Origin of the sequence: Pseudomonas sp. Q1-7 (assembly GCF_028010285.1) — a bacterium.
Lineage (GTDB): Bacteria > Pseudomonadota > Gammaproteobacteria > Pseudomonadales > Pseudomonadaceae > Metapseudomonas.
On record NZ_CP116304.1, the window covers coordinates 1,732,861 to 1,755,420 of the forward strand.

The window sequence follows — 22,560 nt, forward strand, 5'->3', positions numbered from 1 at the left end:
TCAGTTCTCCAGGATGCCCAGCAGGCCGAGGGGCAGCGGGACGTCCAGCAGGTAGTCGAACAGGCCGTAGAGCAGCGCACCCATCAGCACGCCGCTGACCAGGCTCGGCAGCGGGCGGCCGTTGAACAGGAGGCCCAGGCCGAACCCCGCCAGGGCGGTGCTGAGGACGAAGCCCAGGGGCTCGAACAGCAGGGCATAGGCGAACAGGCCGGCGATGAAGAGCGCGACCTTGCGCGCCAGGGGCCAGGAAATCGGCAGGTGCTCGGCATCCCCCGGCTTGTAGATCAGCCAGAGGGCGGCCACGGCCATCAGGAACAGCAGCAGCAGGGGGTAGGCGCGCGGGCCCACCGGGTCGTAGCTGAAGGGCGCCTGGAAGCCCCAGGCGACCACGGCGAGCAGGGCGCAGACGAGCAGCCAGACCGCAGCAAAGATTCGTACGTACATGGCGGTTTACCTGGAAGTACGGAAGCCGCCTCTCCCCGCGGGAGAGGGGGCCTTGATGGGAGGATTACTGCGCCAGGCCGAATTCGCCGGCGAGCAGCTTGTACTGCTTCACCTGGTCGAGGACGTAGCTCTTCAACTGGTCGCCGGTGAGGCTCAGGGGGAACAGGTCACGCTGTTCGCGCAGCTTGGAGAAGTCCTCGCTGGCCAGCAGGGTGTCGAACTGCTGCTTCCACCAGTTGAAGTCCTCGTCGCTGACTTCCGGGCCCATGTAGAAGCCGCGGATCACCGGCCAAGTGATGTCGTAGCCCTGCTCCTTGGCCGTGGGGAGATCGGCCAGCTTGCCCGGCAGGCGCTGCTCGGACAGCACCGCGAGGACGCGGATCTTGCCGGCGGCGAGCTGCGGGGTGACTTCGCCCAGGCCGCTGCTGGTGACCTGCACGTGGCCGCCGAGCATTGCGGTGAGGGTTTCGCCGCCGCCTTCGAAGGCCACGTAGCGCAGCTTCTGCGGGTCGATGCCGGCGGCGCGGGCGATCAGCGCGGTCTGCATCCAGTCCTGACCGCCGATGGTGGCGCCGGCGCCGAAGACGATGGCGGCCGGGTCCTTCTTCACTGCGTCCACCAGGTCGTCGAGGGTCTGGTAGGGGGAGTCGGCGCGCACCGAGATGGCGCCGTAGTCGGTGCCGATGCCGGCCAGCCAGCGCACGGCGTTCTCGTCATAGCGGCCGAACTTGCCCTGGGCCAGGTTGAGCAGGGAGCCCGAGGAGAAGGCGGTGATGGTGCCGGCGTCCTTCGGCCGCTGGGCCACCACGGCGTTATAGGCCACGGCGCCGACGCCGCCCGGCATGTAGGTGACGCGCATCGGCGCCTTCAGCAGGCCGCCGTCCTTCAGACCGCTCTGGGCCAGCTTGCAGGTGAGGTCGAAGCCGCCGCCGGGCTTGGCCGGGGCGATGCACTCGGGGCGCTTGGGTTCGGCCAGCAATTGAGTCGAGAGCAGCAGGCCGGAGGTAATCAGGGCGATGCGGGAGAGGGCGGTTTTCATCGAAGGTCTCCTGTGGAGTTTTATTGTGGGTCACCAGATCGGCAGTGCATAACTGACGATCAGGCGAAGTTCGTCCGCATCGCGGGCGAAGGTGGAACGGAATCCGGCGTGGCGGGCTCGGAAGGTCAGGTTCTTCAGGCTGCCGCTGGGCACCACGTACTTGAACTCGACGTCGCGCTCCCTCTCGCGGCCTTCCTCGGGGCTGCCGGTGACCTGGGCGTTGTCGCTGGTGATGTAGCGGGTCATGAAGCTCAGGCCGGGCACGCCCAGGGCGGCGAAGTCCAGGTCGTAGCGGGCCTGCCAGGAACGCTGGTCGGCGTTGGCGAAGTCGTTGATCTGCACGAAGTTGACCAGGAAGGGGTCGCTGCCATCGATGTAGGCGTAGCCGGTGTCGCCGCTCATGCGCTGGTAGCCCAGACCGACCTTGTGGCTGCCCTGGCCGTAGCTGAGCATGCCGTTCAGCGCGCGGTTGTCCACCTTGCCGGCTTCGGCGCGGCCGCTGTCGTCGCTCACCGCGTAGCGCAGGTCCGCGCTCAGGGTGCCGGCGCCAAGCGGGTGGCTGGCCAGCAGGCCGAAGAAATGCTGGCGGTAGACCTCGTCCAGTTCGGCGAAGTAGTAGCGGCCGGTGTAGTGCTTGCTGAAGGCATAGTCGGCGCCGGCCAGGTCGAAGTGATCGCCCGTGGCGGCAGCGGCGAAACGCTTGTTCTTGTTGTTGATGGCCAGGTCTTCGGAGTTGGTGGAGGCGCGGTCCTTGACCTCCGAGAGGCGTCCGCCGGTGAAGGTCAGGTTGCTGATTTCCTTCGAGGTGAGCAGGCCGCCTTCGAACACCTGGGGCAGGATGCGGCTGTCGCTGGCCTTCACCACCGGCAGTTCGGGAATGTGGGTGCCGAGGCGCAGCTCGCTCTGCGAGGCGCGCAGTTTGGCGGTCAGGCCCAGTTTGCTGTATTCGTCCGGCGTGCCGCCGTCGTCCTGCACCGGCAGCAGGTCGGTGCCGCTGCGGCCGGGACCGGAGTCGAGCTTGATGCCGAGCATGCCGAGGGCATCGAGGCCGACGCCGACGGTGCCTTCGGTGAACCCGGATTCGATATTGAGGATGAAGCCTTGCGCCCATTCCTCGCGCTTGGACTGGCCGCTGCCGTCGTGGAAGTCGCGGTTCAGGTAGATGTTGCGGGCTTCGAGGGTGGCCGAACTGTCCTTGAAGAACTCGGCCTGGGCCTGGGTGGCCAGGGTGCAGCCGGCGATGGCCAGGCTGAGGGTGCGAACAGGCGGAAGCGCCTGCCGTGCGGCAGTGAGCATCGGGTGGTCTCCGTTGTTGTTTTTGTCAGCCGGCGCAACCACGGGCCAGCTGTTTGGCGGGTGGTCCTTGCCACCCTGTCGCGATGCTATGCAGTGAAACTTTCGCCAGCCTTTCAGCGTGAAAGAAAACCGCAGCGGCGTTCACAGGCTCCGACTGCCCGTTAAACTGCTGGGCGATCGCTGCCATTTCGGAGGCTTTGTCGTGCGAATCCTGCTGGTCGAAGACCATCCCCAGCTGGCTGAAAGCGTTGCCCAGGTACTCAAGAGCGCGGGCTGGACGGTGGACGTGCTGCATGACGGCGTGGCCGCCGATCTGGCCCTGGCCAGCGAGGACTACGCCCTGGCGGTGCTGGACGTGGGCCTGCCGCGCCTGGACGGCTTCGAGGTGCTGGCGCGCCTGCGCGGCCGTGGCAAGACCTTGCCGGTGCTGATGCTCACCGCCCGAGGCGAGGTGAAGGACCGGGTCCATGGCCTCAACCTCGGCGCGGACGACTACCTGGCCAAGCCTTTCGAGCTGACCGAGCTGGAAGCGCGCGTCAAGGCGCTGCTGCGCCGCAGCGTGCTCGGCGGCGAACAGCAGCAGCGCTGCGGGGCGCTGGTCTATGACCTGGGCACCCGGCGCTTCAGCCTGGACGGGGACATCCTCAGCCTGACGTCCCGCGAGCAGTCCGTGCTGGAGGCCCTGATCGCCCGGCCGGGCAGGGTGATGAGCAAGGAGCAACTGGCTTCCCAGGTGTTCGGCCTGGACGAGGAGGCCAGCCCCGACGCCATCGAGATCTACATTCATCGCCTGCGCAAGAAGCTGGAGGGCAACGCGGTGCGCATCGTCACCTTCCGTGGCCTGGGCTACTTGCTGGAGAGCCCGGATGCGTGAAGCCGGTAGCCTGCGCGGGCGATTGTTGCGCCGCCTGGCGCTGATGCTTGGCGGCCTGCTGCTGATTGCCAGCCTGAGTGCTTACTGGAATGCCCGCGAGGCCGCCGATACCGCCTATGACCGCACCCTGCTGGCTTCGGCGCGGGCCATCGCCGACGGCCTCTACGAAAATGACGGGCGCCTGAAGGCGGACGTGCCCTATGTGGCCCTGGATGTCTTCGCCTACGACAGCGCCGGGCGCATCTTCTACCAGGTGATCGACCCCGACGGGAAACTGGTTTCCGGCTACGAGCACCTGCCACCGCCGCCGTCGGGCACCCGACGCACCGACGACTATCCGGCCCTGGCGCGTTTCTACGATGCCGAGTACGAGGGTGTCGGGGTGCGCGTGGTGAGCCTGATGCAGCCAGTGAGCGAGCCGCGCCTGAACGGCATCGCGGAAATCCGCGTGGCGGAGACCGAAAGCGCCCGCGAACGACTGGCCCGGGGCCTGCTGGTGGACAGCCTGTGGCGCCTGGCGCTGCTGGTGGTGGCGGCACTATTGCTGGTGTGGTTGGCGGTGAGCGCGGCGTTGCGGCCCCTGAACAAGCTGCGCCTGGCGGTGGAGGAACGCCAGGCCGACGATCTGCGGCCCTTGCCCGAGGTGGCGGTGCAGCGTGAGCTGCGGCCCCTGGTGGATGCCCTCAACCAGTTCACCGAGCGCTTGCGCGGGCTGTTCCAGCGCCAGGCGGACTTCATTGCCGACGCCTCCCACGAGTTGCGCACGCCCCTGGCCGCCCTCAAGGCGCGGGTGGAACTGGGGCTGCGCGAGCAGGACCCGGCGATCTGGCGCTCGACCCTGGAGGTGGCGGCGCAGAACACCGATCGCCTGACCCATCTGGCCAACCAGTTGCTGTCCCTGGCGCGCATCGAGAGCGGTGCGCGGGCCATCGCCGAAGGCGGCGCCGAACGTATCGAACTGGGCCAGATTGCCCGCGAGCTGGGCATGGCCCTGGCGCCGCTGGCCCACGCCCGCGGCATCGCCCTGGCCCTGGAGGCGGAGGACCAGGCCTGGGTGATGGGCGAGCCGACCTTGCTCAACGAGCTGCTCTGCAACCTGGTGGACAACGCCCTGGCCCACACGCCCAAGGGCGGCAACGTGATCCTGCGGGTACGTGCGCCGGCGGTGCTGGAAGTGGAAGACGACGGCAGCGGCATCCCGCCCGAGGAGCGCGACAAGGTGTTCCAGCGCTTCTATCGGCGCAACGCGCAGAGCGGCGGGGCTGGACTGGGCCTGGCCATCGTCGGCGAGATCTGCCGCGCTCACCAGGCGGAGATCAGCCTGCATGACGGCGATGCGGGTGGCTTGAAGGTGCGGGTGCGTTTCCCGGCGGCGTGAGGCGTTCGCAATGGGCCCGCTGAACGAGCGAAATCATTTGAGAGAGGAAGCCACGTCCTACGAACGTGGATGTTCACTCGCGAGGGCTGCAAGGGCCTTGAGGTCAGCTCCGCTCCCACAGGCGATCCAGACCTACGGCGCCAGGGATAGCGGCTGCTGCACTTCCAGCAGGTACTGGGCGACCTTGCCGCTTTCCCGCAGCCGGGCCAGGCCTTTGTTGAAGCGCACAATCAGCTCGGCATTGCCGGGTACCTCGCGGGAAAGCATCAGGTGCAGGCCGTCGCTGCGCAGCGGGAGTGGGTGGAAACTCAAGCGCGCACGTTCGGCGGAGCTGAAGCGGTCGTTGAGCAGGGAGAAGGCAACCACCTTGTCCATCGGGAAGGCATCCAGCCGGCCTGCCAGGACCATTCGCATTCCCTGTTCCTCGTTGCTCAGGCGCTTGACCTGGATTTGCCCGCCCAGCTCGGCCCGCTGGAAGGCCGTGCCGTAGTCGTAGCCGATGGCGCCGCCCAGGCGCAGACCCTTGAGGTCGGCAACCTGCCGCCAGTCCAGGGGACGGTCCTTGCGGTGGAACAGGTAGTAGGTGCTCTCGATCACCGGGTCGCTGATGTAGAAGGTCCTTTCCCGTTCCGGACTGCGTAGCCAGACGGCGGTGCCGGCGCGTTCGCCGCGTTCGGCCAGGTACATCGAACGGGCCCAGGGGTAGAACTCCCAGTGCACCTGGACGCCTTCCAGGGCGAAGGCTTCCTCGACTATGCGCGACGCCACGCCCTGGTGGGGCAGGCTGGCACCCAGATAGGGTGCCCATTCGCCGTTGGTCAGGCGCACCTCTTCCGCGGTGGCGAGCCCGTGGAATAAGAGGCAGAAAGCGAGCAGGAAAACGCGCATCCGGATCCATCCAGCGACGTCAGGGGATGCCTGAGTCTAGCGCCGGATGGGCGAATGCGCGCAGGGTTGTTACTGCAGCATGCCCATGGCCGCTTCCATGGCGGCGGAGAGGTCCTCGTCGGCCTGCATGTCGACGTTGGGGTCGAGGCCGAGCTTGCCGAAGGCGGGCACCTGGCTCCAGTCCAGCTGGGTGTAGGGGTGCTCGCTGCCGAGGTAGCTTTGCAGGGTTGCGACCTGGACGATGTCGACATAGTCGACGCGTGCCGAGTTGCGGTTGAAGTCCAGGTGCTGGCTGGGGACGGCGGCGATCGGCTCGGGGAATTCCCAGGCACGCAGGATGCGGTCGCCGATCAGCGGGTGAATGCGCTCGATCACGTGGTTCAGGCTGATGGAGTCGGCCAGCAGTTCGTTGTGTTCTTCGGCGTAGGTGAGGATCGGCAGCACGCCAATCTGGTGCACCAGGCCGGCCAGGGTGGCCTGGTCGGGCATCAGGCGGGTGTAGTGGCGACACAGCACGTGGCAGATGCCGGCGATTTCGGTGCTTTTGTTCCAGACCTCGCGCATCTTGCGGTCGACCACGTCCGTGGTGGCCTGGAACATCTGCTCCATGGCCAGGCCCGTGGCCAGGTTGCTGGTGTAGTTGATGCCCAGTCGGCTGATGGCCATCTGCAGGTCGGTGATTTCCTTGTTGGTGCGCAGCAGCGGGCTGTTCACCACCTTGATGATGCGGGCGGTCAGCGCGGCGTCGTTGCCGATCACCTTGGCCAGATCCTGGATGCTGGCATTCGGGTCTTCGGCGGTTTCGCGCACCTTCAGTGCGACTTCCGGCAGGGTTGGCAGCACCAGTTCATCGCTTTCGATGGCCTGGATGAGTTCCTGTTGGACTTTGTCGGCTAGCTTGCTCATTCACTTCCTCGTCATTGGCCGGAAAGGACTAGCGTTGGATTTCGCGGTCGGCGTCCAGGGTATAGGGCAGATCCAGCAGGTCGAGCGCCGGGCCGTCGGCGGCACCCAGGTAGAGGCGGCCATCGTTCACGGCATCCTCCTGTAGCACGGCGAGCAGCTCGCAACCCTCGGCCGCCGGGGCTGCCAGCACCACTTCGCCTACCGAGCTCTGGTGCACCGGCGAAAACAGTTCGACACCGGGAAGGGGCGCTTCGCCGGCGGCCAGCTCAAGGCGGTAGAGGCGGCGCTTGAGCTTGCCCAGGTACTGCATGCGGGCAACGATTTCCTGGCCGGTGTAGCAACCTTTCTTGAAGCTGACGCCGCCCAGGGCCTGGAGGTTGATCATCTGCGGGATGAACAGCTCGCGGGTGCTGCCGAAGACCTGGCCGATGCCGGCGCGCACCTGGGCCAGCAGCCAGGCTTGCAGTTCTGCGCGAGGCAGGTGCGCGGCCAGGCGGGCTTCCAGGCTGGCGGCTTCGGCACTGGGCGCCCAGAGTTCGGCGCGGCCGTCGGGCAGACGGATGGCGATCAGGTTGCCGTCGCGGGCGACGCTGTCGGCGGCTTGGGGAAGGTCCAGGCCGAGGGCGAGGAGGGCGCCGTCGCCCTGGCTGAGGCCGAAGCGTGCCCAGTCGGCGCTTTCGTCGATCAGGGTGGACTTGGAGAAGACGGCGTACTTCTTCAGGTCGTTCAACTGCGCTTCCAGCAGGTCGCTGGACAGCGCCAGCAGGAAGCCGTCGCCCTGGGCCAGGATGCGGAAACTGGAAATCATCCGGCCCTTGGGCGTGCAACGGGCGCCCAGGCTGCTGGTGGACTGGTCCAGGTAGTTGAGGTTGCAGGTCACCTGGCCCTGTAGGAACTTCGCGGCATCCACGCCGCGGACGGCGAGCAGGCCTTCGTGAGTGAGCAGGCAGAAGAATGCGGAGTGGGCCATTGCGGATCGCTGGAAAAAAGTCTGGGGCGCCATCATAGAGTCCCGCCGGTGGCTTGTCAGCGGGTGCCCGGCGAGGCGGCTGTGGTTATAATGCGCGCCTCTTTCCTGGAGGCGCTGTGATGGCCGACGCAATTGAACTGAACCGACTCTTCTGGCACAGCCGTCGCGGCATGCTCGAACTGGACGTGCTCCTGGTGCCCTTCGTGCAGGAGGTTTATTCGAGCCTCGACGCCGAGGACCAGGCCCGCTACCGCAAGCTTCTGGAGTGCGAGGACCAGGATCTGTTCGGCTGGTTCATGCAGCGTGGCGAGCCGGAGGATGCGGACCTGCGCCGCATGGTTCGGATGATCCTGGACCGTGTCCAGCCCAAGTGATGTCTTCGAATGCCACTGGCGCCCGTCGCGGCGCCTGTTGGTCCTCTACCTGATCCTGTCGCTATTGGCCGCCCTGGCCCTGTCGTTCGCCGGGATTCCCCTCTGGGCGCGCTTCGCCGGCTTCTCCGCCCTCGCGATTCATGCAGCCTGGTGTCTGCCCCGGCAGATTCTCCTGAACTCCCCCTGGGCCTTTACCGGTTTGCGCCTGGATGGCGACGGCTGGCAGCTCTGGCGTTCGGCCGACGGCTGGCGGCCGGTGCAGCTGCGGCCGGACAGTCTGGCGCTGCCGCAAGCGGTGATCCTGCGCTTCCGCCTGTCGGGCGAGTGGTGGGCGAGGGGGCTGTGCATTCCGGCGGATGCCCTCGATCGCGAGCAGCACCGCCGGTTGCGGGTCAGGCTGGGGTTCAGTCGCCGTAGGTGGGCGGCACCAGAATAGTGTCCCTGGCCTCGGGAAGCAGTTGCGGGTAGTCCAGGGTGTAGTGCAGGCCGCGGCTTTCATGGCGCTGCATGGCTGAGCGGATCATCAGTTCCGCGACCAGCGCCAGGTTGCGCAGCTCGATCAGGTCGCGGCTGACTTTGTAGTTGCTGTAGAACTCGTCGATCTCGCTGAGCAGCAGGCGGACCCGGTGCTGGGCGCGCTGCAGGCGCTTGTTGGTGCGCACGATGCCCACGTAGTCCCACATGAATCGCCGCAGTTCGTCCCAGTTGTGGGCGATGATCACGTCCTCGTCCGAGTCGGTCACCTGGCTGGCATCCCAGGTCGGCAGGCTGGTGGGCATCGCAACCTTGCCCAGTTGGCTGAGAATGTCTTCCGCCGCCGAGCGGCCATAGACGAAGCACTCCAGCAGCGAGTTGCTGGCCATGCGGTTGGCGCCATGCAGCCCGGTGAAGCTGGTTTCGCCGATGGCGTAGAGGCCGGGGATGTCGGTTCGCCCATGCTGGTCCACCAGGACGCCGCCGCAGGTGTAGTGCGCCGCCGGCACTACCGGAATCGGCTCGCGGGTGATGTCGATGCCAAAGTCCAGGCAGCGTTCGTAGACGGTGGGGAAATGGCTCTTCACGAACTCGGCGGGCTTGTGGCTGATGTCCAGGTAGACGCAGTCCACGCCCAGTCGCTTCATTTCATGGTCGATGGCGCGGGCCACCACATCGCGCGGTGCCAGTTCCGCCCGCGGGTGGAAGCGCTGCATGAAACGCTCGCCGTTGGGTAGCCTGAGCAGGCCACCTTCGCCACGCACGGCCTCGGTGATCAGGAAGCTCTTGGCCTGCGGATGATAGAGGCAGGTGGGGTGGAACTGGTTGAACTCCAGGTTGCCTACCCGGCATCCGGCGCGCCAGGCCATGGCGATGCCGTCGCCGCAGGCGCTGTCGGGATTGCTGGTATAGAGGTAGACCTTGGCCGCGCCGCCGGAAGCGAGCACGGTGAAGCGGGCGTGGAAGGTATCCACTTCGCCGTTGCTGCGGTTCAGGACATAGGCCCCCAGGCAGCGCTGACCCTTGCGGCCGAGCTTGCGCTCGGTAATCAGGTCGACGGCGACTCGCTGCTCCAGCAGTTGGATATTGGGGCGCTTCTTCGCCTGTTCCAGCAGGGTGTTGAAGATGGCCGCGCCAGTGGCGTCGGCGGCGTGGATGATGCGCCGGTGGCTGTGGCCGCCCTCGCGGGTCAGGTGGAACTCGAAGCCGCCGTCCTCGCGGGCGCTTTCGTCGTCGCGGGTGAAGGGCACGCCCTGGTCGATCAGCCATTGGATGGCGGCACGGCTGTGTTCCACGGTGAAACGCACGGCGTCTTCGCGGCACAGGCCGGCACCGGCGACCAGGGTGTCCTCTACGTGGGATTCGACCGTGTCGGTAGTGTCCAGCACCGCGGCCACGCCGCCCTGGGCCCAGTAGGTCGAACCATTGCTGAGATCAGCCTTGCTCAGCACGACGACGCTCAGGTGCGAGGGGAGGGTGAGGGCCAGGGTCAGGCCGGCGGCGCCGCTGCCGATGACCAGTACGTCATGCTGGAGATGTTGGCTCATGTCGGTTCCCGCGAAAAAAGCGGCGGCTAGTATATAGCTGGGGGGCTGGGCACAATAGCGCGCTTATGATCTTGCATGGAGCCAGGGAACTTTTTTAGTCGTTCAGGTTCCATTCAGGGTCACCATTTTAAAGAGACGGTGCTTGCTTACTCTGACGCGACGAATGCACATGAAATGTGCAGCCCGGATGCCTGTAGATCAAGCGACTAATATTCTGCGCAGCAAGGCCACTGGCCCTGCTGCGTCATGCTGTGCAGATGAAAAGACAATCTGCAGGAAGCTTGCTTGGAGGGGAGAACTTTTGCGCAACGCCCGAGTCTATTTTGGCAAGCCGATCCACTGGCTGGCGCAACACCCCTTCGAGATCGACGAGGAGTGTTCATGCTAACCCAGGAACAGGATCAGCAACTGGTCGAACGGGTGCAGCGGGGCGACAAGCGGGCTTTCGATCTGCTGGTGTTGAAATACCAGCACAAGATTCTGGGGCTGATCGTGCGTTTCGTGCATGACGCCCAGGAAGCCCAGGACGTCGCTCAGGAAGCCTTCATCAAGGCTTACCGCGCGCTCGGAAACTTTCGCGGCGACAGTGCGTTTTATACGTGGCTGTACCGTATCGCCATCAACACGGCGAAGAACCATCTGGTGGCGCGTGGCAGACGCCCGCCGGACAGCGATGTAAGTGCTGAGGACGCCGAGTTCTACGACGGCGACCACGCCCTCAAGGATATCGAGTCGCCGGAGCGAGCGCTGCTCCGCGATGAGATCGAGGCCACAGTGCACCGGAGCATCCAGCAATTGCCTGAAGATCTGCGCACGGCGTTGACCCTGCGCGAGTTCGATGGCCTGAGTTACGAAGACATTGCCAGCGTTATGCAATGTCCGGTCGGTACTGTGCGATCCCGCATCTTCAGAGCGCGGGAAGCCATCGATAAAGCCTTGCAACCTCTGTTGCATGGAACCTGAGACAGCGGCGACAGCCAAGAGAGGAACCGCCATGAGTCGTGAAGCTTTGCAGGAATCGCTGTCCGCGGTGATGGATAACGAGGCGGACGAACTGGAGCTGCGTCGAGTGCTCGCCGCCAGCGAAGATCAAGAGTTGCGAGCTACCTGGTCGCGTTACCAGATCGCCCGGGCCGTGATGCACAAGGAGTTGCTGGAGCCGCGCCTGGACATCGCCGCCGCGGTATCGGCCGCCCTGGCCGAGGAGGCGGTGCCGCCGACCAAGGTGGCGCGCGGCCCCTGGCGCAGCCTGGGGCGTCTGGCGGTCGCAGCGTCCGTGACAGTGGCCGTGCTGGCCGGCGTACGCCTGTACAACCAGGACGAGGTCGCAGGTACCCAGCAACTGGCGCAGCAGGGCAGTCAACCCACCATGGTCATGCCGCAGGCCCAGCAAGGCGCGGTGCTGGCTGGCTATAGTGAAGAGACCCAGCAGGCGCAGCAGCCCATCGGCGTGAACCAGTCGTCCGGTTGGCACGAGAAACGCTTGCCGGCATACCTGCGGCAGCATGCGCAGCAGGCCGCGATGAGCGGTAGCGACAGCGTACTGCCCTACGCTCGCGCAGCCAGTCTGGAGAGCCGCTGAGGAGGAACATGCGCGCACTTCCGGTATTCATCTTGCTGGGCGGCTGGCTGATTCAATCAGCCCACGCCGCCGACGCTCAGGACTGGCTGCAGCGCCTCGCCGATGCGGAGCAGCGTCAGAGTTTCCAGGGAGTCTTCGTCTACGAACGAAATGGGAGTTTCTCCACGCACGAAGTCTGGCATCAGGTCCGGCAGGGCGGGGAAGTGCGCGAGCGTCTGTTGCAGCTCGATGGTCCGTCGCAAGAAGTGGTGCGCATCAACGGCCGCACACAATGTGTGAGTGGCGCCCTATCCGGCCAGATGTCCGATAGCGAGGTATGGCCGGCTCGTGCCTTCGATGGGAAACAGCTTTCCGAGTGGTATGACCTGCGCCTGGCCGGCGAATCGCGCGTCGCCGGTCGAGTGGCCGTGGTCCTGACCCTGACCCCCCGTGACCAGCATCGCTACGGCTTCGAACTGCACCTGGACCGTGACACCGGCCTGCCGCTGAAGTCGCTGCTCCTGAGCGACAAGGGGCAGTTGCTGGAGCGCTTCCAGTTCACCCAGATCGATACCTCCGCTGCGCCGGCCGATGCCGATCTGCAGCCCGGTCCAGCCTGCAAGGCGGTGCGGGTCGGCGAGGCGCAGGCCGACAAGCCGGCCCGGTGGCGCTCCGAATGGTTGCCGCCGGGCTTTAGCCTCACCGGCGCCCAGCAGCGCCGTAGCCCGGCTTCTTCCGATTCGGTGTCCAGTCTGCTTTACAGTGACGGCCTGGCGCGCTTTTCGGTGTTCCTCGAGCCGCTGCACGGTGCCGTTGTCGAGGATGCGCGCAGCCAACTGGGGCCGACGGTCATGGTGTCCAAGCGGGTCAGCACGGCGGATGGCGACGTGATGGTGACCGTGGTCGGTGAAATTCCCCTGGGAACGGCCGAGCGGGTTGCCCTGTCCATGCGGGCAGCGGAGGCTTCAGCGACACAATGATCCCTGCTGGAGGATCCGCCGCCATCTTGCGAGGCGGGAGCATGGGCTCCCGGCTTGTCTTTTTCACGATGTTCCACCGAGCCTGGGGCTGACGCCCCGGGCTCGTTTTGCTTTCATGTTGCTGTTTTGTTCACCGGACCGGGCGGTCCGGTGAGTCCATACCACTCGTTATGCGACGGGAGCTGTATGTCGATGCTTAACCTAAAATCCTGCATGACCGCCGTGGCCGCATTGCTGCTGCTCGGTCAAACCCTAGTGGCCCGCGCCGAGCTGCCGGACTTCACGCCTCTGGTCGAAGAGGCGTCTCCGGCGGTGGTCAACATCAGTACCCGGCAGAAGGTGCCCCAGCGTGGTGCGGGCGGACCCCAAGTGATGCCCGACCTGGAAGGGCTGCCGCCCATGCTGCGCGAGTTCTTCGAACGCAACATGCCGCAGATGCCGCGCAATCCCCAGGGAGGGCGCCAGCGCGAGGCGCAGTCCCTGGGTTCCGGCTTCATCATCTCCAAGGACGGCTATGTCCTGACCAACAACCACGTGGTGGCCGATGCCGATGAGATCATCGTGCGGCTGTCGGACCGCAGCGAGCTGGAAGCCAAGCTGATCGGCGCCGACCCGCGTACCGACGTGGCGCTGTTGAAGGTCGAGGGCAAGAACCTGCCGATCGTCAAGATCGGCAAGTCCGACGAACTCAAGGTGGGCAGTTGGGTGCTGGCCATCGGCTCGCCTTTCGGCTTCGATCACTCGGTCACCGCGGGCATCGTGAGTGCCAAGGGTCGCAGCCTGCCGAACGAGAACTATGTGCCTTTCATCCAGACCGACGTGGCCATCAACCCGGGTAATTCCGGCGGCCCGCTGTTCAATCTGGATGGCGAGGTGGTCGGCATCAATTCGCAGATATTCACCCGATCCGGCGGCTTCATGGGGCTGTCCTTCGCCATCCCGATCGACGTGGCCATGGGCGTGGCGGACCAGCTCAAGTCCGAAGGCAAGGTCAGTCGTGGCTGGCTGGGCGTGGTGATTCAGGAAGTGAATAAGGACCTGGCCGAGTCCTTCGGCCTGGACAAGCCGGCCGGCGCCCTGGTGGCCCAAGTCCAGGAGGGTGGCCCGGCAGCCAAGGGCGGTCTGCAAGTGGGTGACGTCATCCTCAGCATGAACGATCAGCCGATCGTGGTTTCCGCCGACCTTCCGCATCTGGTGGGCAACCTCAAGCCGGGCAGCAAGATCAGTCTCGACGTGGTGCGCGGCGGCAGCCGCAAGACCCTCGACATGGCTATCGGCGCCCTGCCGGAAGACGGTGACGAGATGGCCGCGGCCACCGGCGACGGGGTCGAACGCAGCAGCAATCGCCTCGGCGTGAGCGTGGTCGAACTGACCAGCGAGCAGAAGAAGGCCTTGGATATCCAGGGTGGCGTGGTGATCAAGGAGGTGCAGGACGGTCCTGCCGCCATGATGGGCCTGCGTCCGGGTGATGTGATCACCCATCTGAATAACCAGGCCATCGCCTCGGCCAAGGCTTTCACGCAGATCGCCAAGGAGCTGCCGAAGAACCGTTCGGTGTCCATGCGCGTGCTGCGCCAGGGCCGTGCCAGCTTCATTACCTTCAAGCTGGCTGAATAAGACGGTAGTGGTATGAAAAGGCGGCCCCGGGGCCGCCTTTTTCGTTTTCGTCTTCCGCCGCATGGGCGTGACGGGCTGGCCGCCGATCAGGTAAACTCCCCCGCTATTTTTCGGCGAGCAGCCTGCTCGCGGCTTTTTCGAGTGTCCATCCGTGAGTGACCTGAGTCATATCCGCAATTTCTCCATCATCGCCCACATCGACCACGGCAAGTCGACCCTGGCGGACCGCTTCATCCAGATGTGCGGCGGTCTGTCCGACCGCGAGATGGAGGCCCAGGTGCTGGACTCCATGGACCTGGAACGCGAGCGCGGCATCACCATCAAAGCCCATAGCGTCACCCTGCACTACAAGGCGCAGGATGGTAAGACCTATCAGCTGAACTTCATCGATACCCCCGGACACGTGGACTTCACCTACGAGGTGAGCCGCTCCCTGGCTGCCTGCGAAGGCGCGCTGCTGGTGGTGGACGCCGGTCAGGGCGTGGAAGCCCAGTCCGTAGCCAACTGTTACACCGCCATCGAGCAAGGCCTGGAGGTCATGCCGGTGCTGAACAAGATGGACCTGCCCCAGGCCGAGCCGGAGCGGGTCAAGGAAGAGATCGAGCACATCATCGGCATCGATGCCACCGACGCCGTGCCCTGCAGTGCCAAGAGCGGCATGGGCGTGATCGACGTGCTGGAGCGCCTGGTGGAGGTGATCCCGGCGCCGGAAGGCGAGATTGACGCTCCGCTGCAGGCCCTGATCATCGACTCCTGGTTCGACAACTACCTGGGCGTGGTCTCGCTGGTGCGGGTCAAGCACGGCCGGGTGAAGAAGGGCGACAAGATCCTGGTGAAGTCCACCGGTAAGGTCCATCAGGTGGACAGCGTCGGTGTATTCACCCCGAAGCACACCGAGATGCCTGATCTCAAGGCGGGCGAAGTGGGCTTCATCATTGCCGGTATCAAGGACATTCATGGCGCTCCGGTGGGAGACACCCTGACCCTGTCCAATACCCCTGATGTGGACGTTCTGCCGGGTTTCCAGCGCATCAAGCCGCAGGTTTACGCCGGTCTGTTCCCTGTCAGCTCCGACGACTTCGAGGACTTTCGCGAAGCGCTGCAGAAGCTGACCCTGAACGACGCCGCCCTGCAGTACGAGCCGGAAAGCTCCGAGGCCCTGGGCTTTGGCTTCCGCATCGGCTTCCTCGGCATGTTGCACATGGAGATCATCCAGGAGCGCCTGGAGCGCGAATACGACCTGGACCTGATCACCACCGCGCCGACCGTAGTGTTCGAGATCGTGCAGAAGAACGGCGACATCATCTACGTCGACAACCCGTCCAAACTGCCCGACCTCGCTTCCATCGCCGAGATGCGCGAGCCCATCGTGCGCGCCAACATCCTGGTGCCCCAGGAGCACCTCGGCAACGTCATCACCCTGTGCATCGAGAAGCGCGGTGTCCAGCGCGACATGCAGTTCCTCAGTTCCCAGGTCCAGGTTTGCTACGACCTGCCGATGAACGAGGTGGTGCTGGACTTCTTCGACCGCCTGAAGTCGGTAAGTCGTGGTTATGCGTCGCTGGACTACAGCTTCGATCGCTTCGAACCGGCTAATCTGGTCAAGCTGGACGTGCTGATCAACGGCGAGAAGGTCGATGCCCTGGCACTCATCGTGCATCGCGACCAGGCCCACTACAAAGGCCGCGCGCTGACCGAGAAGATGAAGGAACTGATCCCACGGCAGATGTTCGACGTGGCGATCCAGGCGGCGATCGGTGGACAGATCGTTGCGCGAACTACTGTAAAGGCGCTCAGGAAGAACGTTCTGGCCAAGTGCTACGGCGGCGACGTCAGCCGTAAGAAGAAGCTGCTGGAGAAGCAGAAGGCCGGTAAGAAACGGATGAAGCAGGTTGGCAGCGTGGAAATCCCGCAGGAAGCCTTCCTCGCTGTGCTCAAAGTGGATAGCTAGGGTCTATGTCGATCAATTTCCCGCTGTTGTTGGTTATCGCCGTGGCAGTCTGCGGCGTGCTTGCACTTATCGACCTGGTTCTGCTGGCGCCGCGCCGGCGCTCCGCGATTGCCGCCTATGAGGGGCAAGTCAGCGAGCCCGACCCCGAGGTTCTCGACCGGCTGAACAAGGAGCCGCTGTTGGTGGAGTACGGGAAGTCCTTCTTCCCCGTGCTGGCCATCGTGCTGGTGCTGCGCTCCTTCCTGGTCGAGCCCTTCCAGATTCCCTCCGGCTCCATGAAGCCGACCCTGGAAGTGGGCGACTTCATCCTGGTCAACAAGTTCGCCTACGGCATCCGCCTGCCGGTGCTGGACAACAAGGTGATCGAAATCGGCGATCCGCAACGCGGCGACGTCATGGTGTTCCGCTACCCCAGCGACCCGAACATCAACTACATCAAGCGCGTGATCGGCTTGCCCGGTGACCGCGTCGCCTACAGCAGCGACAAGCGCCTGACCATCAATGGCCAGCCGGTCGCCGAGAAGCTGATCGGTGAAGAGCCGGGCACCCTGGGGAGCGCCAATCTCTATCACGAGAAGCTGGGCGAGGCCGAGCATCTGATCCGCAAGGAAATGAAGCGCTATCGCATGGAGCCAGGCCGCGAGTGGGTGGTGCCCCAAGGGCATTACTTCATGATGGGCGACAACCGGGACAACTCCAACGACAGCCGCTACTGGAACGATCCCCGAATTCCGAAGGACCTGCTCGGCATGGTTCCGGACCGGAATATCGTCGGCAAGGCGTTCGCCGTGTGGATGAGCTGGCCCGATCCCAAACTGCGCAACCTGCCGAACTTCTCCCGAGTGGGCCTGATTCACTGACGGTCCGCTCGCCATTGCGGTTTTGCGGCGCTGTTCATGACAGCGCCGCAGTCGCTATATAGTCTTGCTTGCGGGCCAACCGGCCTCCATAAAAACACAGACATTGAGGTCGATCATGACGTTCGCGCGTAAGCAGAAGGGTATGTCGGTTCTGGGTTGGCTGCTGGTTCTGGCCGTAGTGGCTTTCCTCGCCAGCACCGCCTTCAAGATCATCCCGCATTACCTCGACTTCTTCTCCCTGGAGAAGATCATCACGTCGATGGAAACCGAGAAGGCCCTGGAAATCCGGAGCATTCCCGACTTCTATAGCCATGTCTCCAAGGGCATGCAGGTCAACGGCATTCGTGACCTGGACCTGGAAAAGGCGTTGACGGTGACCCTGCAGAACGACCAGTTCGAGGCGCACCTCAAGTATGAAAAACGCGAGCCGCTGGTCGAGAACCTCGATCTGGTGGTGCGCTTCGACAAAGAATTCCGTGTGCGAACCCAGTGAGCGTATCCCTCAGCCGTCTCGAGCGTAAGCTCGGCTATACCTTCAAGGAACAGAGTCTGATGACTCTGGCCCTGACTCACCGCAGTTACGCGGGGCGCAATAACGAGCGCCTCGAGTTTCTCGGCGATGCCATTCTCAATTTCGTCGCCGGCGAGGCCCTGTTCGAACGCTTTCCCCAGGCTCGCGAAGGGCAGCTGTCACGGCTGCGAGCGCGCCTGGTGAAGGGTGAAACCCTGGCGCTGCTGGCTCGCGGTTTCGAGTTGGGTGAGTACTTGCGCCTCGGCTCGGGTGAGCTGAAGAGCGGCGGATTCCGCCGCGAATCGATCCTCGCCGATGCACTGGAAGCGCTGATCGGCGCGATCTACCTGGATTCCGGGATGGAGGCCGCGCGCGAGCGCGTCCTCGCCTGGCTGGCCAACGAGCTTGACGGCCTGACCCTGGTGGATACCAACAAGGATCCCAAGACCCGCCTGCAGGAGTTCCTGCAGTCCCGGGCCTGCGAGCTGCCACGCTATGAGGTGGTGGATATCCAGGGCGAACCGCACTGCCGGACGTTTTTCGTCGAGTGCCAGGTCACCCTGCTGAATGACAAGACCCAGGGGCAGGGCGCCAGCCGCCGCATCGCCGAGCAGGTGGCCGCCGCCGCCGCCCTGGTCGCCCTTGGTGTGGAGAATGGCAATGACTGATATCGATACCCCCCGTTGTGGCTACGTCGCCATCGTCGGCCGTCCCAATGTGGGCAAGTCGACGCTGCTCAACCACATCCTCGGGCAGAAGCTGGCAATCACCTCGCGCAAGCCGCAGACCACTCGCCACAACATGCTGGGCATCAAGACCGAGGGCGGTGTGCAGGCGATCTACGTCGACACCCCCGGCCTGCACAAGAAGAGCGACAAGGCGCTGAACCGCTACATGAACCGCAGCGCTTCGGCGGCGTTGAAGGATGTGGATGTGGTGGTCTTCGTGGTGGACCGCGATCGATGGACCGAAGAAGACCAACTGGTGCTGGAGCGCGTGCAGTACGTGCAGGGACCGGTGCTGATTGCGGTGAACAAGACCGACCGCATGGACGAGAAGGGTGAGCTGATCCCGCACCTGTCCTGGCTCCAGGAGCAGCTTCCGAACGCTGAACTGGTGCCCATTTCCGCCCTCCAGGGCCACAACCTGGACACGCTGGAGCGTCTGGTGGCCGAGCGCCTGCCGGAGGGCGATCACTTTTTCCCGGAAGACCAGATCACCGACCGCAGCAGCCGTTTTCTCGCTGCCGAACTGGTGCGCGAGAAGATCATGCGCCAGCTGGGCGCCGAGCTGCCCTACCAGATCACCGTGGAAATCGAAGAGTTCAAGCAGGAAGGTCATGTCCTGCACATCCACGCCCTGATCCTGGTGGAGCGGGACGGCCAGAAGAAAATCATCATCGGCGACGGCGGCGAGCGCATCAAACGCATCGGCCAGGACGCCCGCAAGGACATGGAAACCATGTTCGACTCCAAGGTCATGCTCAACCTCTGGGTGAAAGTGAAGGGCGGCTGGTCCGACGACGAGCGGGCCCTGCGTTCCCTGGGCTACAACGACCTCTGAGCCCCTCATGATCGGCGCGGCGCTACCGGCGTTCGTTCTGCACAGCAGGGCCTATCGGGAAAGCAGCGCGCTGGTCGACTTCTTCACCCCCGAAGGCCGGCTGCGCGCGGTACTGCGCGGTGCGCGCGGCAAGGCCGGCACCCTGGCGCGGCCGTTCCTGCCGCTCGAAGCCGAGATTCGTGGCCGTGGCGAACTGAAAAACGTTGCCCGGCTGGAAAGTGCCGGTATCCCCAACCTGCTGGCGGGCGAAGCGCTGTTCAGTGGCCTGTACCTCAATGAGCTGCTGATTCGCCTGCTGCCGGCCGAAGACCCGCAGCCTGCGCTTTTCGACCACTACGCCGCCACCCTCCAGGCACTGGCCGCCAACCGTCCGCTGGAACCCCTGCTGCGCGCCTTCGAATGGCGTCTGTTGGACGAGCTGGGCTATGGTTTCGCGCTGGATCGGGATCTGGCCGGGCAGCCCATCGCCCCCGAAGGCATCTATCGCCTGTTGCCCGATGCCGGCCTGGAGCCGGTGGGTCAATTGCAGCCCGGCCTGTTCCAGGGCCGCGAACTCCTTGCCCTGGCTGATGCCGACTGGGACGCCCCGGGTGCTCTCGGCGCGGCCAAGCGCCTGATGCGTCAGGCCCTGGCACCTCACCTGGGCGGTCGGCCGCTGGTCAGCCGCGAGCTATTCATGACGATCAAGGAACCTCTCCGTGACTGAAGCCAATCGTGTACTTCTGGGCGTCAACATCGACCACGTCGCCACCCTTCGCCAGGCCCGTGGCACCCGTTACCCGGACCCGGTGAAGGCGGCGCTGGACGCCGAAGAGGCCGGCGCCGACGGCATCACCGTGCACCTGCGTGAAGACCGCCGGCACATCCAGGAGCGCGACGTGCGCCTGCTCAAGGACGTTCTGCAGACCCGCATGAACTTCGAGATGGGCGTCACCGAGGAGATGATGGCCTTTGCCGAGGAAATCCGCCCCGAACACGTCTGCCTGGTGCCGGAGACCCGCCAGGAACTCACCACCGAAGGCGGCCTCGACGTCGCTGGCCAGGAAGCCCGCATCAAGGCGGCGGTGGAACGCCTGGCGAAGGTGGGCAGCGAGGTGTCCTTGTTCATCGACGCAGACCCCGCGCAGATCGAGGCGGCCCATCGTGTCGGCGCGCCGGCCATCGAGTTGCACACCGGCCGCTATGCCGATGCGCACACGCCGGAAGAGGCCGCCCGCGAACTGCGGCGCATCGAGGACGGTGTCGCCCTGGGCCTCAGGCTCGGCCTGATCGTCAATGCCGGCCATGGCCTGCACTACCACAACGTCGAACCGGTGGCGGCCATCCCCGGCATCAACGAGCTGAACATCGGCCACGCGCTGGTGGCTCACGCCCTGTTCGTGGGCTTCAAGCAGGCGGTGGTTGAGATGAAGCAGTTGATCGTTTCGGCGGCTGCGCCGCGCTAAGCAACATCGAAGGGCAGGTCTTCGGCCTGCTCAGCGAATGAATTCGCCCCCACAGGAAATGCACGCACCTTGTGGGGGCGAATTCATTCGCGAAGGGTCGCGCAGCGGCCCCTTTCAGGTCAGGGCTTGCGTGCGATCAACACGGCCCGCGCCGGCGCCGGCAGGCCCTCGATGGTGCGGCTGTGGTCGGCGGGGTCGAGGAATTCGGGCAGGGACTGGAAGCGCATCCAGTCCGTGCTGCGCTGCTCTTCCACGCTGGTGTAGCTGACGTCCACGCAGCGGACATCCACGTAGCCCGCGCGGCGCAACCAGAGTTCCAGCGCGGGCACCGAGGGCAGGAACCAGACGTTGCGCATCTGCGCGTAGCGGTCCTCGGGCACCAGCACCTGCTGGGCGTCGCCTTCCACCACCAGGGTTTCCAGCACGAGCTCGCCGCCCCGGCGCAGGCAGTCCTTGAGGTCCAGGAGGTGGTCGATGGGCGAGCGGCGATGATAGAGCACGCCCATGGAGAAGACGGTATCGAAGCCTTCCAGCTTCGGCGGCAGTTCCTCCAGCGCCAGGGGCAGGTGCCAGGCGGGGAGGTCGGGCAGGAAGCGCTTCATGGCCAGGAACTGGCAGAAGAACAGCCAGTTGGGGTCGACGCCCACCACCGCGTCGGCACCGGCGCCGAGCATGCGCCATTGGTAGTAGCCGTTACCGCAGCCCACGTCCAGCACGCGACGGCCGCGCAGGTCGAGATGGGGTGCTACCCGCGCCCATTTCCAGTCGGAGCGCCATTCGGTATCGATGTGCACGCCGAACAGTTCGAAGGGGCCCTTGCGCCATGGGATCAGACCCTGCAGCGCGGTCTTCAACGCCGCACGCGTGGCGTCATCGCAGGGGCCATCGAGCAGGAAGCGCTGGGCCAATTCCACCTGCTGCGGTTGCAACGGCGGTAGGGCCTCGACCGCAGCGCCCCACCGCTGCAGGTCGCCATGGCCGACCGCCAGCTTGGTGTCCAGTTGCGCGGGCAGGTCCGCCGCCCAGTCCTGCAGGGGGCTGCCCGCCAGTCGTTGTTGCAGGGCGTCAAGGTCCAGCGTACGAATCATGGCAGGGCGATCAGCGAGGCGAAATTGAGACACTGGAACCAGGGCACCACCCTGGAGAAACCGGCGTCGAGCAAGCGAGCGCGGTGTTCCTCGAGGCTGTCCGGCTGCATGACGTTCTCCAGGGCGCTGCGCTTCTGGGCGATTTCCAGTTCGCTGTAGCCATTGGCGCGCTTGAAGGCGATATGCAGCTCGGTGAGCAGTTGATGTTCCTCGGCCTCTTCGAAGCGCAGTTTCTCCGACAGGATCAATGCACCGCCCGGCAGCAGGGCCTGGCGGATGCGACCGAGGAGGTCGCTGCGGTGCTCGCGGGGCACGAACTGCAGGGTGAAGTTCATCGCCACCAGGGAGCAGGGCTGGAGGTCCAAGGCGAGGATGTCCGCTTCCAGTACCTCCACCGGCAGCAGTTCCTGGAACATGGCGTCCTGGGCGTGCAGGTATTCCCGGCAGCGCTCCACCATGGCGCTGGAGTTATCCACAGCGATCACCCGACAGCCGTCCGCCTTCACATGGCGACGCAGGGCCTGGGTCACCGCACCGAGGGAACTGCCCAGGTCATAGAGCGGAGTCCCTGCCTGGGCGAACCGGGCGGCCAGCACACCGATGTTTTCGACAATGGTGGGGTAGCCCGGCACCGAACGCTTGATCATGTCCGGGAACACCCTGACCACGTCTTCGTTGAAGGCGAAGTCGGCGACCTGGGTCTGGGGCTTGGCGTAGATGCGATCGGGGCTTTCGGTCACGGGCCGGTACCAGCAAGGGAAAAGGCCGGCATTCTAGCGGACTGCGCGGCGCGG

24 protein-coding genes are annotated in these 22,560 nt (G+C 65.0%); 15 read left to right on the forward strand and 9 right to left on the reverse strand.

The genetic code is table 11. The annotated features are described in order from the left end of the window. From PJW05_RS08005 to PJW05_RS08015, 3 genes are all read right to left on the reverse strand, one after another. Nucleotides 1–444 (reverse strand): tripartite tricarboxylate transporter TctB family protein, encoded by a 444-nt coding sequence (locus tag PJW05_RS08005; protein WP_271411184.1) that lies wholly within the window; start codon nucleotides 442–444, stop codon nucleotides 1–3. A 64-nt stretch (nucleotides 445–508) separates the two neighbouring features. Beyond that, nucleotides 509–1,483, reverse strand: a complete 975-nt coding sequence (locus tag PJW05_RS08010; protein ID WP_271411185.1) for a tripartite tricarboxylate transporter substrate binding protein — start codon at nucleotides 1,481–1,483, stop codon at nucleotides 509–511. A gap of 30 nt (nucleotides 1,484–1,513) precedes the next feature. Next, the gene (locus PJW05_RS08015) at nucleotides 1,514–2,779 is read right to left on the reverse strand and encodes an OprD family porin (RefSeq protein ID WP_271411186.1); all 1,266 of its coding nucleotides are present in this window, start codon (nucleotides 2,777–2,779) and stop codon (nucleotides 1,514–1,516) included. 202 nt (nucleotides 2,780–2,981) lie between these two features. Here PJW05_RS08015 and PJW05_RS08020 point away from each other — a divergent pair, with 202 nt between their 5' ends. Both PJW05_RS08020 and PJW05_RS08025 read left to right on the forward strand, forming a co-directional pair. Further along, nucleotides 2,982–3,653 (forward strand): response regulator, encoded by a 672-nt coding sequence (locus PJW05_RS08020; protein WP_271411187.1) that lies wholly within the window; start codon nucleotides 2,982–2,984, stop codon nucleotides 3,651–3,653. Beyond that, a complete protein-coding gene (locus tag PJW05_RS08025; RefSeq protein ID WP_271411188.1) occupies nucleotides 3,646–5,031 on the forward strand; it encodes a sensor histidine kinase in 1,386 nt (461 codons plus the stop codon). The genes PJW05_RS08020 and PJW05_RS08025 overlap by 8 nt, the downstream gene beginning before the upstream one ends. 132 nt (nucleotides 5,032–5,163) lie before the next feature. Here PJW05_RS08025 and PJW05_RS08030 read toward each other — a convergent pair whose 3' ends face one another. From PJW05_RS08030 to ygfZ, 3 genes are all read right to left on the reverse strand, one after another. Beyond that, nucleotides 5,164–5,919, reverse strand: coding sequence for a substrate-binding periplasmic protein (locus PJW05_RS08030; protein ID WP_271411189.1), 756 nt, complete (start codon nucleotides 5,917–5,919; stop codon nucleotides 5,164–5,166). A 69-nt stretch (nucleotides 5,920–5,988) separates the two neighbouring features. Next, the gene (locus PJW05_RS08035) at nucleotides 5,989–6,825 is read right to left on the reverse strand and encodes an HDOD domain-containing protein (RefSeq protein ID WP_271411190.1); all 837 of its coding nucleotides are present in this window, start codon (nucleotides 6,823–6,825) and stop codon (nucleotides 5,989–5,991) included. 28 nt (nucleotides 6,826–6,853) lie between these two features. Further along, nucleotides 6,854–7,795, reverse strand: coding sequence for a CAF17-like 4Fe-4S cluster assembly/insertion protein YgfZ (ygfZ, locus tag PJW05_RS08040; RefSeq protein WP_271411191.1), 942 nt, complete (start codon nucleotides 7,793–7,795; stop codon nucleotides 6,854–6,856). Nucleotides 7,796–7,914: 119 nt separating this feature from the next. Between ygfZ and PJW05_RS08045 the strand changes: the two genes are divergently transcribed. Further along, the gene (locus tag PJW05_RS08045; RefSeq protein WP_271411192.1) at nucleotides 7,915–8,169 is read left to right on the forward strand and encodes an FAD assembly factor SdhE; all 255 of its coding nucleotides are present in this window, start codon (nucleotides 7,915–7,917) and stop codon (nucleotides 8,167–8,169) included. After that, on the forward strand, nucleotides 8,153–8,605 hold the full coding sequence (locus PJW05_RS08050) for a protein YgfX (protein ID WP_271411193.1): 453 nt from the start codon (nucleotides 8,153–8,155) through the stop codon (nucleotides 8,603–8,605). Before PJW05_RS08045 ends, PJW05_RS08050 begins: the two co-directional genes overlap by 17 nt. Here the strand turns inward: PJW05_RS08050 and nadB are convergent. After that, the gene (gene nadB, locus PJW05_RS08055; RefSeq protein ID WP_271411194.1) at nucleotides 8,574–10,190 is read right to left on the reverse strand and encodes an L-aspartate oxidase; all 1,617 of its coding nucleotides are present in this window, start codon (nucleotides 10,188–10,190) and stop codon (nucleotides 8,574–8,576) included. The genes PJW05_RS08050 and nadB overlap by 32 nt on opposite strands. 381 nt (nucleotides 10,191–10,571) lie before the next feature. On the opposite strand from nadB, the gene rpoE reads away from it, so the two are divergent. The 11 genes from rpoE to pdxJ all read left to right on the forward strand — a co-directional run bounded on the left by rpoE (nucleotide 10,572) and on the right by pdxJ (nucleotide 20,678). Next, complete coding sequence (gene rpoE / locus PJW05_RS08060; protein WP_044870604.1) at nucleotides 10,572–11,153, forward strand: RNA polymerase sigma factor RpoE; 582 nt, start codon at nucleotides 10,572–10,574, stop codon at nucleotides 11,151–11,153. Nucleotides 11,154–11,184: 31 nt separating this feature from the next. Further along, on the forward strand, nucleotides 11,185–11,772 hold the full coding sequence (locus PJW05_RS08065; RefSeq protein WP_271411195.1) for a sigma-E factor negative regulatory protein: 588 nt from the start codon (nucleotides 11,185–11,187) through the stop codon (nucleotides 11,770–11,772). Nucleotides 11,773–11,780: 8 nt separating this feature from the next. Beyond that, nucleotides 11,781–12,731, forward strand: coding sequence for a MucB/RseB C-terminal domain-containing protein (locus PJW05_RS08070; RefSeq protein ID WP_271411196.1), 951 nt, complete (start codon nucleotides 11,781–11,783; stop codon nucleotides 12,729–12,731). A 192-nt stretch (nucleotides 12,732–12,923) separates the two neighbouring features. Continuing rightward, the gene (locus tag PJW05_RS08075; protein ID WP_271411197.1) at nucleotides 12,924–14,348 is read left to right on the forward strand and encodes a DegQ family serine endoprotease; all 1,425 of its coding nucleotides are present in this window, start codon (nucleotides 12,924–12,926) and stop codon (nucleotides 14,346–14,348) included. 151 nt (nucleotides 14,349–14,499) lie between these two features. Next, nucleotides 14,500–16,299, forward strand: a complete 1,800-nt coding sequence (gene lepA, locus PJW05_RS08080) for a translation elongation factor 4 (RefSeq protein ID WP_271411198.1) — start codon at nucleotides 14,500–14,502, stop codon at nucleotides 16,297–16,299. 5 nt (nucleotides 16,300–16,304) lie between these two features. Then, nucleotides 16,305–17,159 carry a signal peptidase I gene (gene lepB / locus PJW05_RS08085; RefSeq protein WP_271411199.1) on the forward strand — a complete coding sequence of 285 codons (855 nt, stop codon included), beginning with the start codon at nucleotides 16,305–16,307 and terminating at the stop codon, nucleotides 17,157–17,159. Nucleotides 17,160–17,274: 115 nt separating this feature from the next. Continuing rightward, complete coding sequence (locus PJW05_RS08090; RefSeq protein WP_271411200.1) at nucleotides 17,275–17,652, forward strand: DUF4845 domain-containing protein; 378 nt, start codon at nucleotides 17,275–17,277, stop codon at nucleotides 17,650–17,652. After that, nucleotides 17,649–18,338, forward strand: a complete 690-nt coding sequence (rnc, locus tag PJW05_RS08095) for a ribonuclease III (RefSeq protein WP_271411201.1) — start codon at nucleotides 17,649–17,651, stop codon at nucleotides 18,336–18,338. Before PJW05_RS08090 ends, rnc begins: the two co-directional genes overlap by 4 nt. Then, nucleotides 18,331–19,233 (forward strand): GTPase Era, encoded by a 903-nt coding sequence (gene era, locus PJW05_RS08100; RefSeq protein ID WP_271411202.1) that lies wholly within the window; start codon nucleotides 18,331–18,333, stop codon nucleotides 19,231–19,233. The genes rnc and era overlap by 8 nt, the downstream gene beginning before the upstream one ends. A 7-nt stretch (nucleotides 19,234–19,240) precedes the next feature. Next, entirely contained in the window at nucleotides 19,241–19,939 is a 699-nt protein-coding gene (gene recO / locus PJW05_RS08105) for a DNA repair protein RecO (protein WP_271411203.1), read from the forward strand. After that, on the forward strand, nucleotides 19,932–20,678 hold the full coding sequence (gene pdxJ / locus PJW05_RS08110; RefSeq protein ID WP_271411204.1) for a pyridoxine 5'-phosphate synthase: 747 nt from the start codon (nucleotides 19,932–19,934) through the stop codon (nucleotides 20,676–20,678). Before recO ends, pdxJ begins: the two co-directional genes overlap by 8 nt. Nucleotides 20,679–20,797: 119 nt before the next feature. Here the strand turns inward: pdxJ and cmoB are convergent, their stop codons facing one another. Further along, complete coding sequence (cmoB, locus tag PJW05_RS08115; protein ID WP_271411205.1) at nucleotides 20,798–21,766, reverse strand: tRNA 5-methoxyuridine(34)/uridine 5-oxyacetic acid(34) synthase CmoB; 969 nt, start codon at nucleotides 21,764–21,766, stop codon at nucleotides 20,798–20,800. Then, nucleotides 21,763–22,506, reverse strand: a complete 744-nt coding sequence (gene cmoA / locus PJW05_RS08120) for a carboxy-S-adenosyl-L-methionine synthase CmoA (RefSeq protein WP_271411206.1) — start codon at nucleotides 22,504–22,506, stop codon at nucleotides 21,763–21,765. Before cmoA ends, cmoB begins: the two co-directional genes overlap by 4 nt. Nucleotides 22,507–22,560 lie beyond the last annotated feature (54 nt).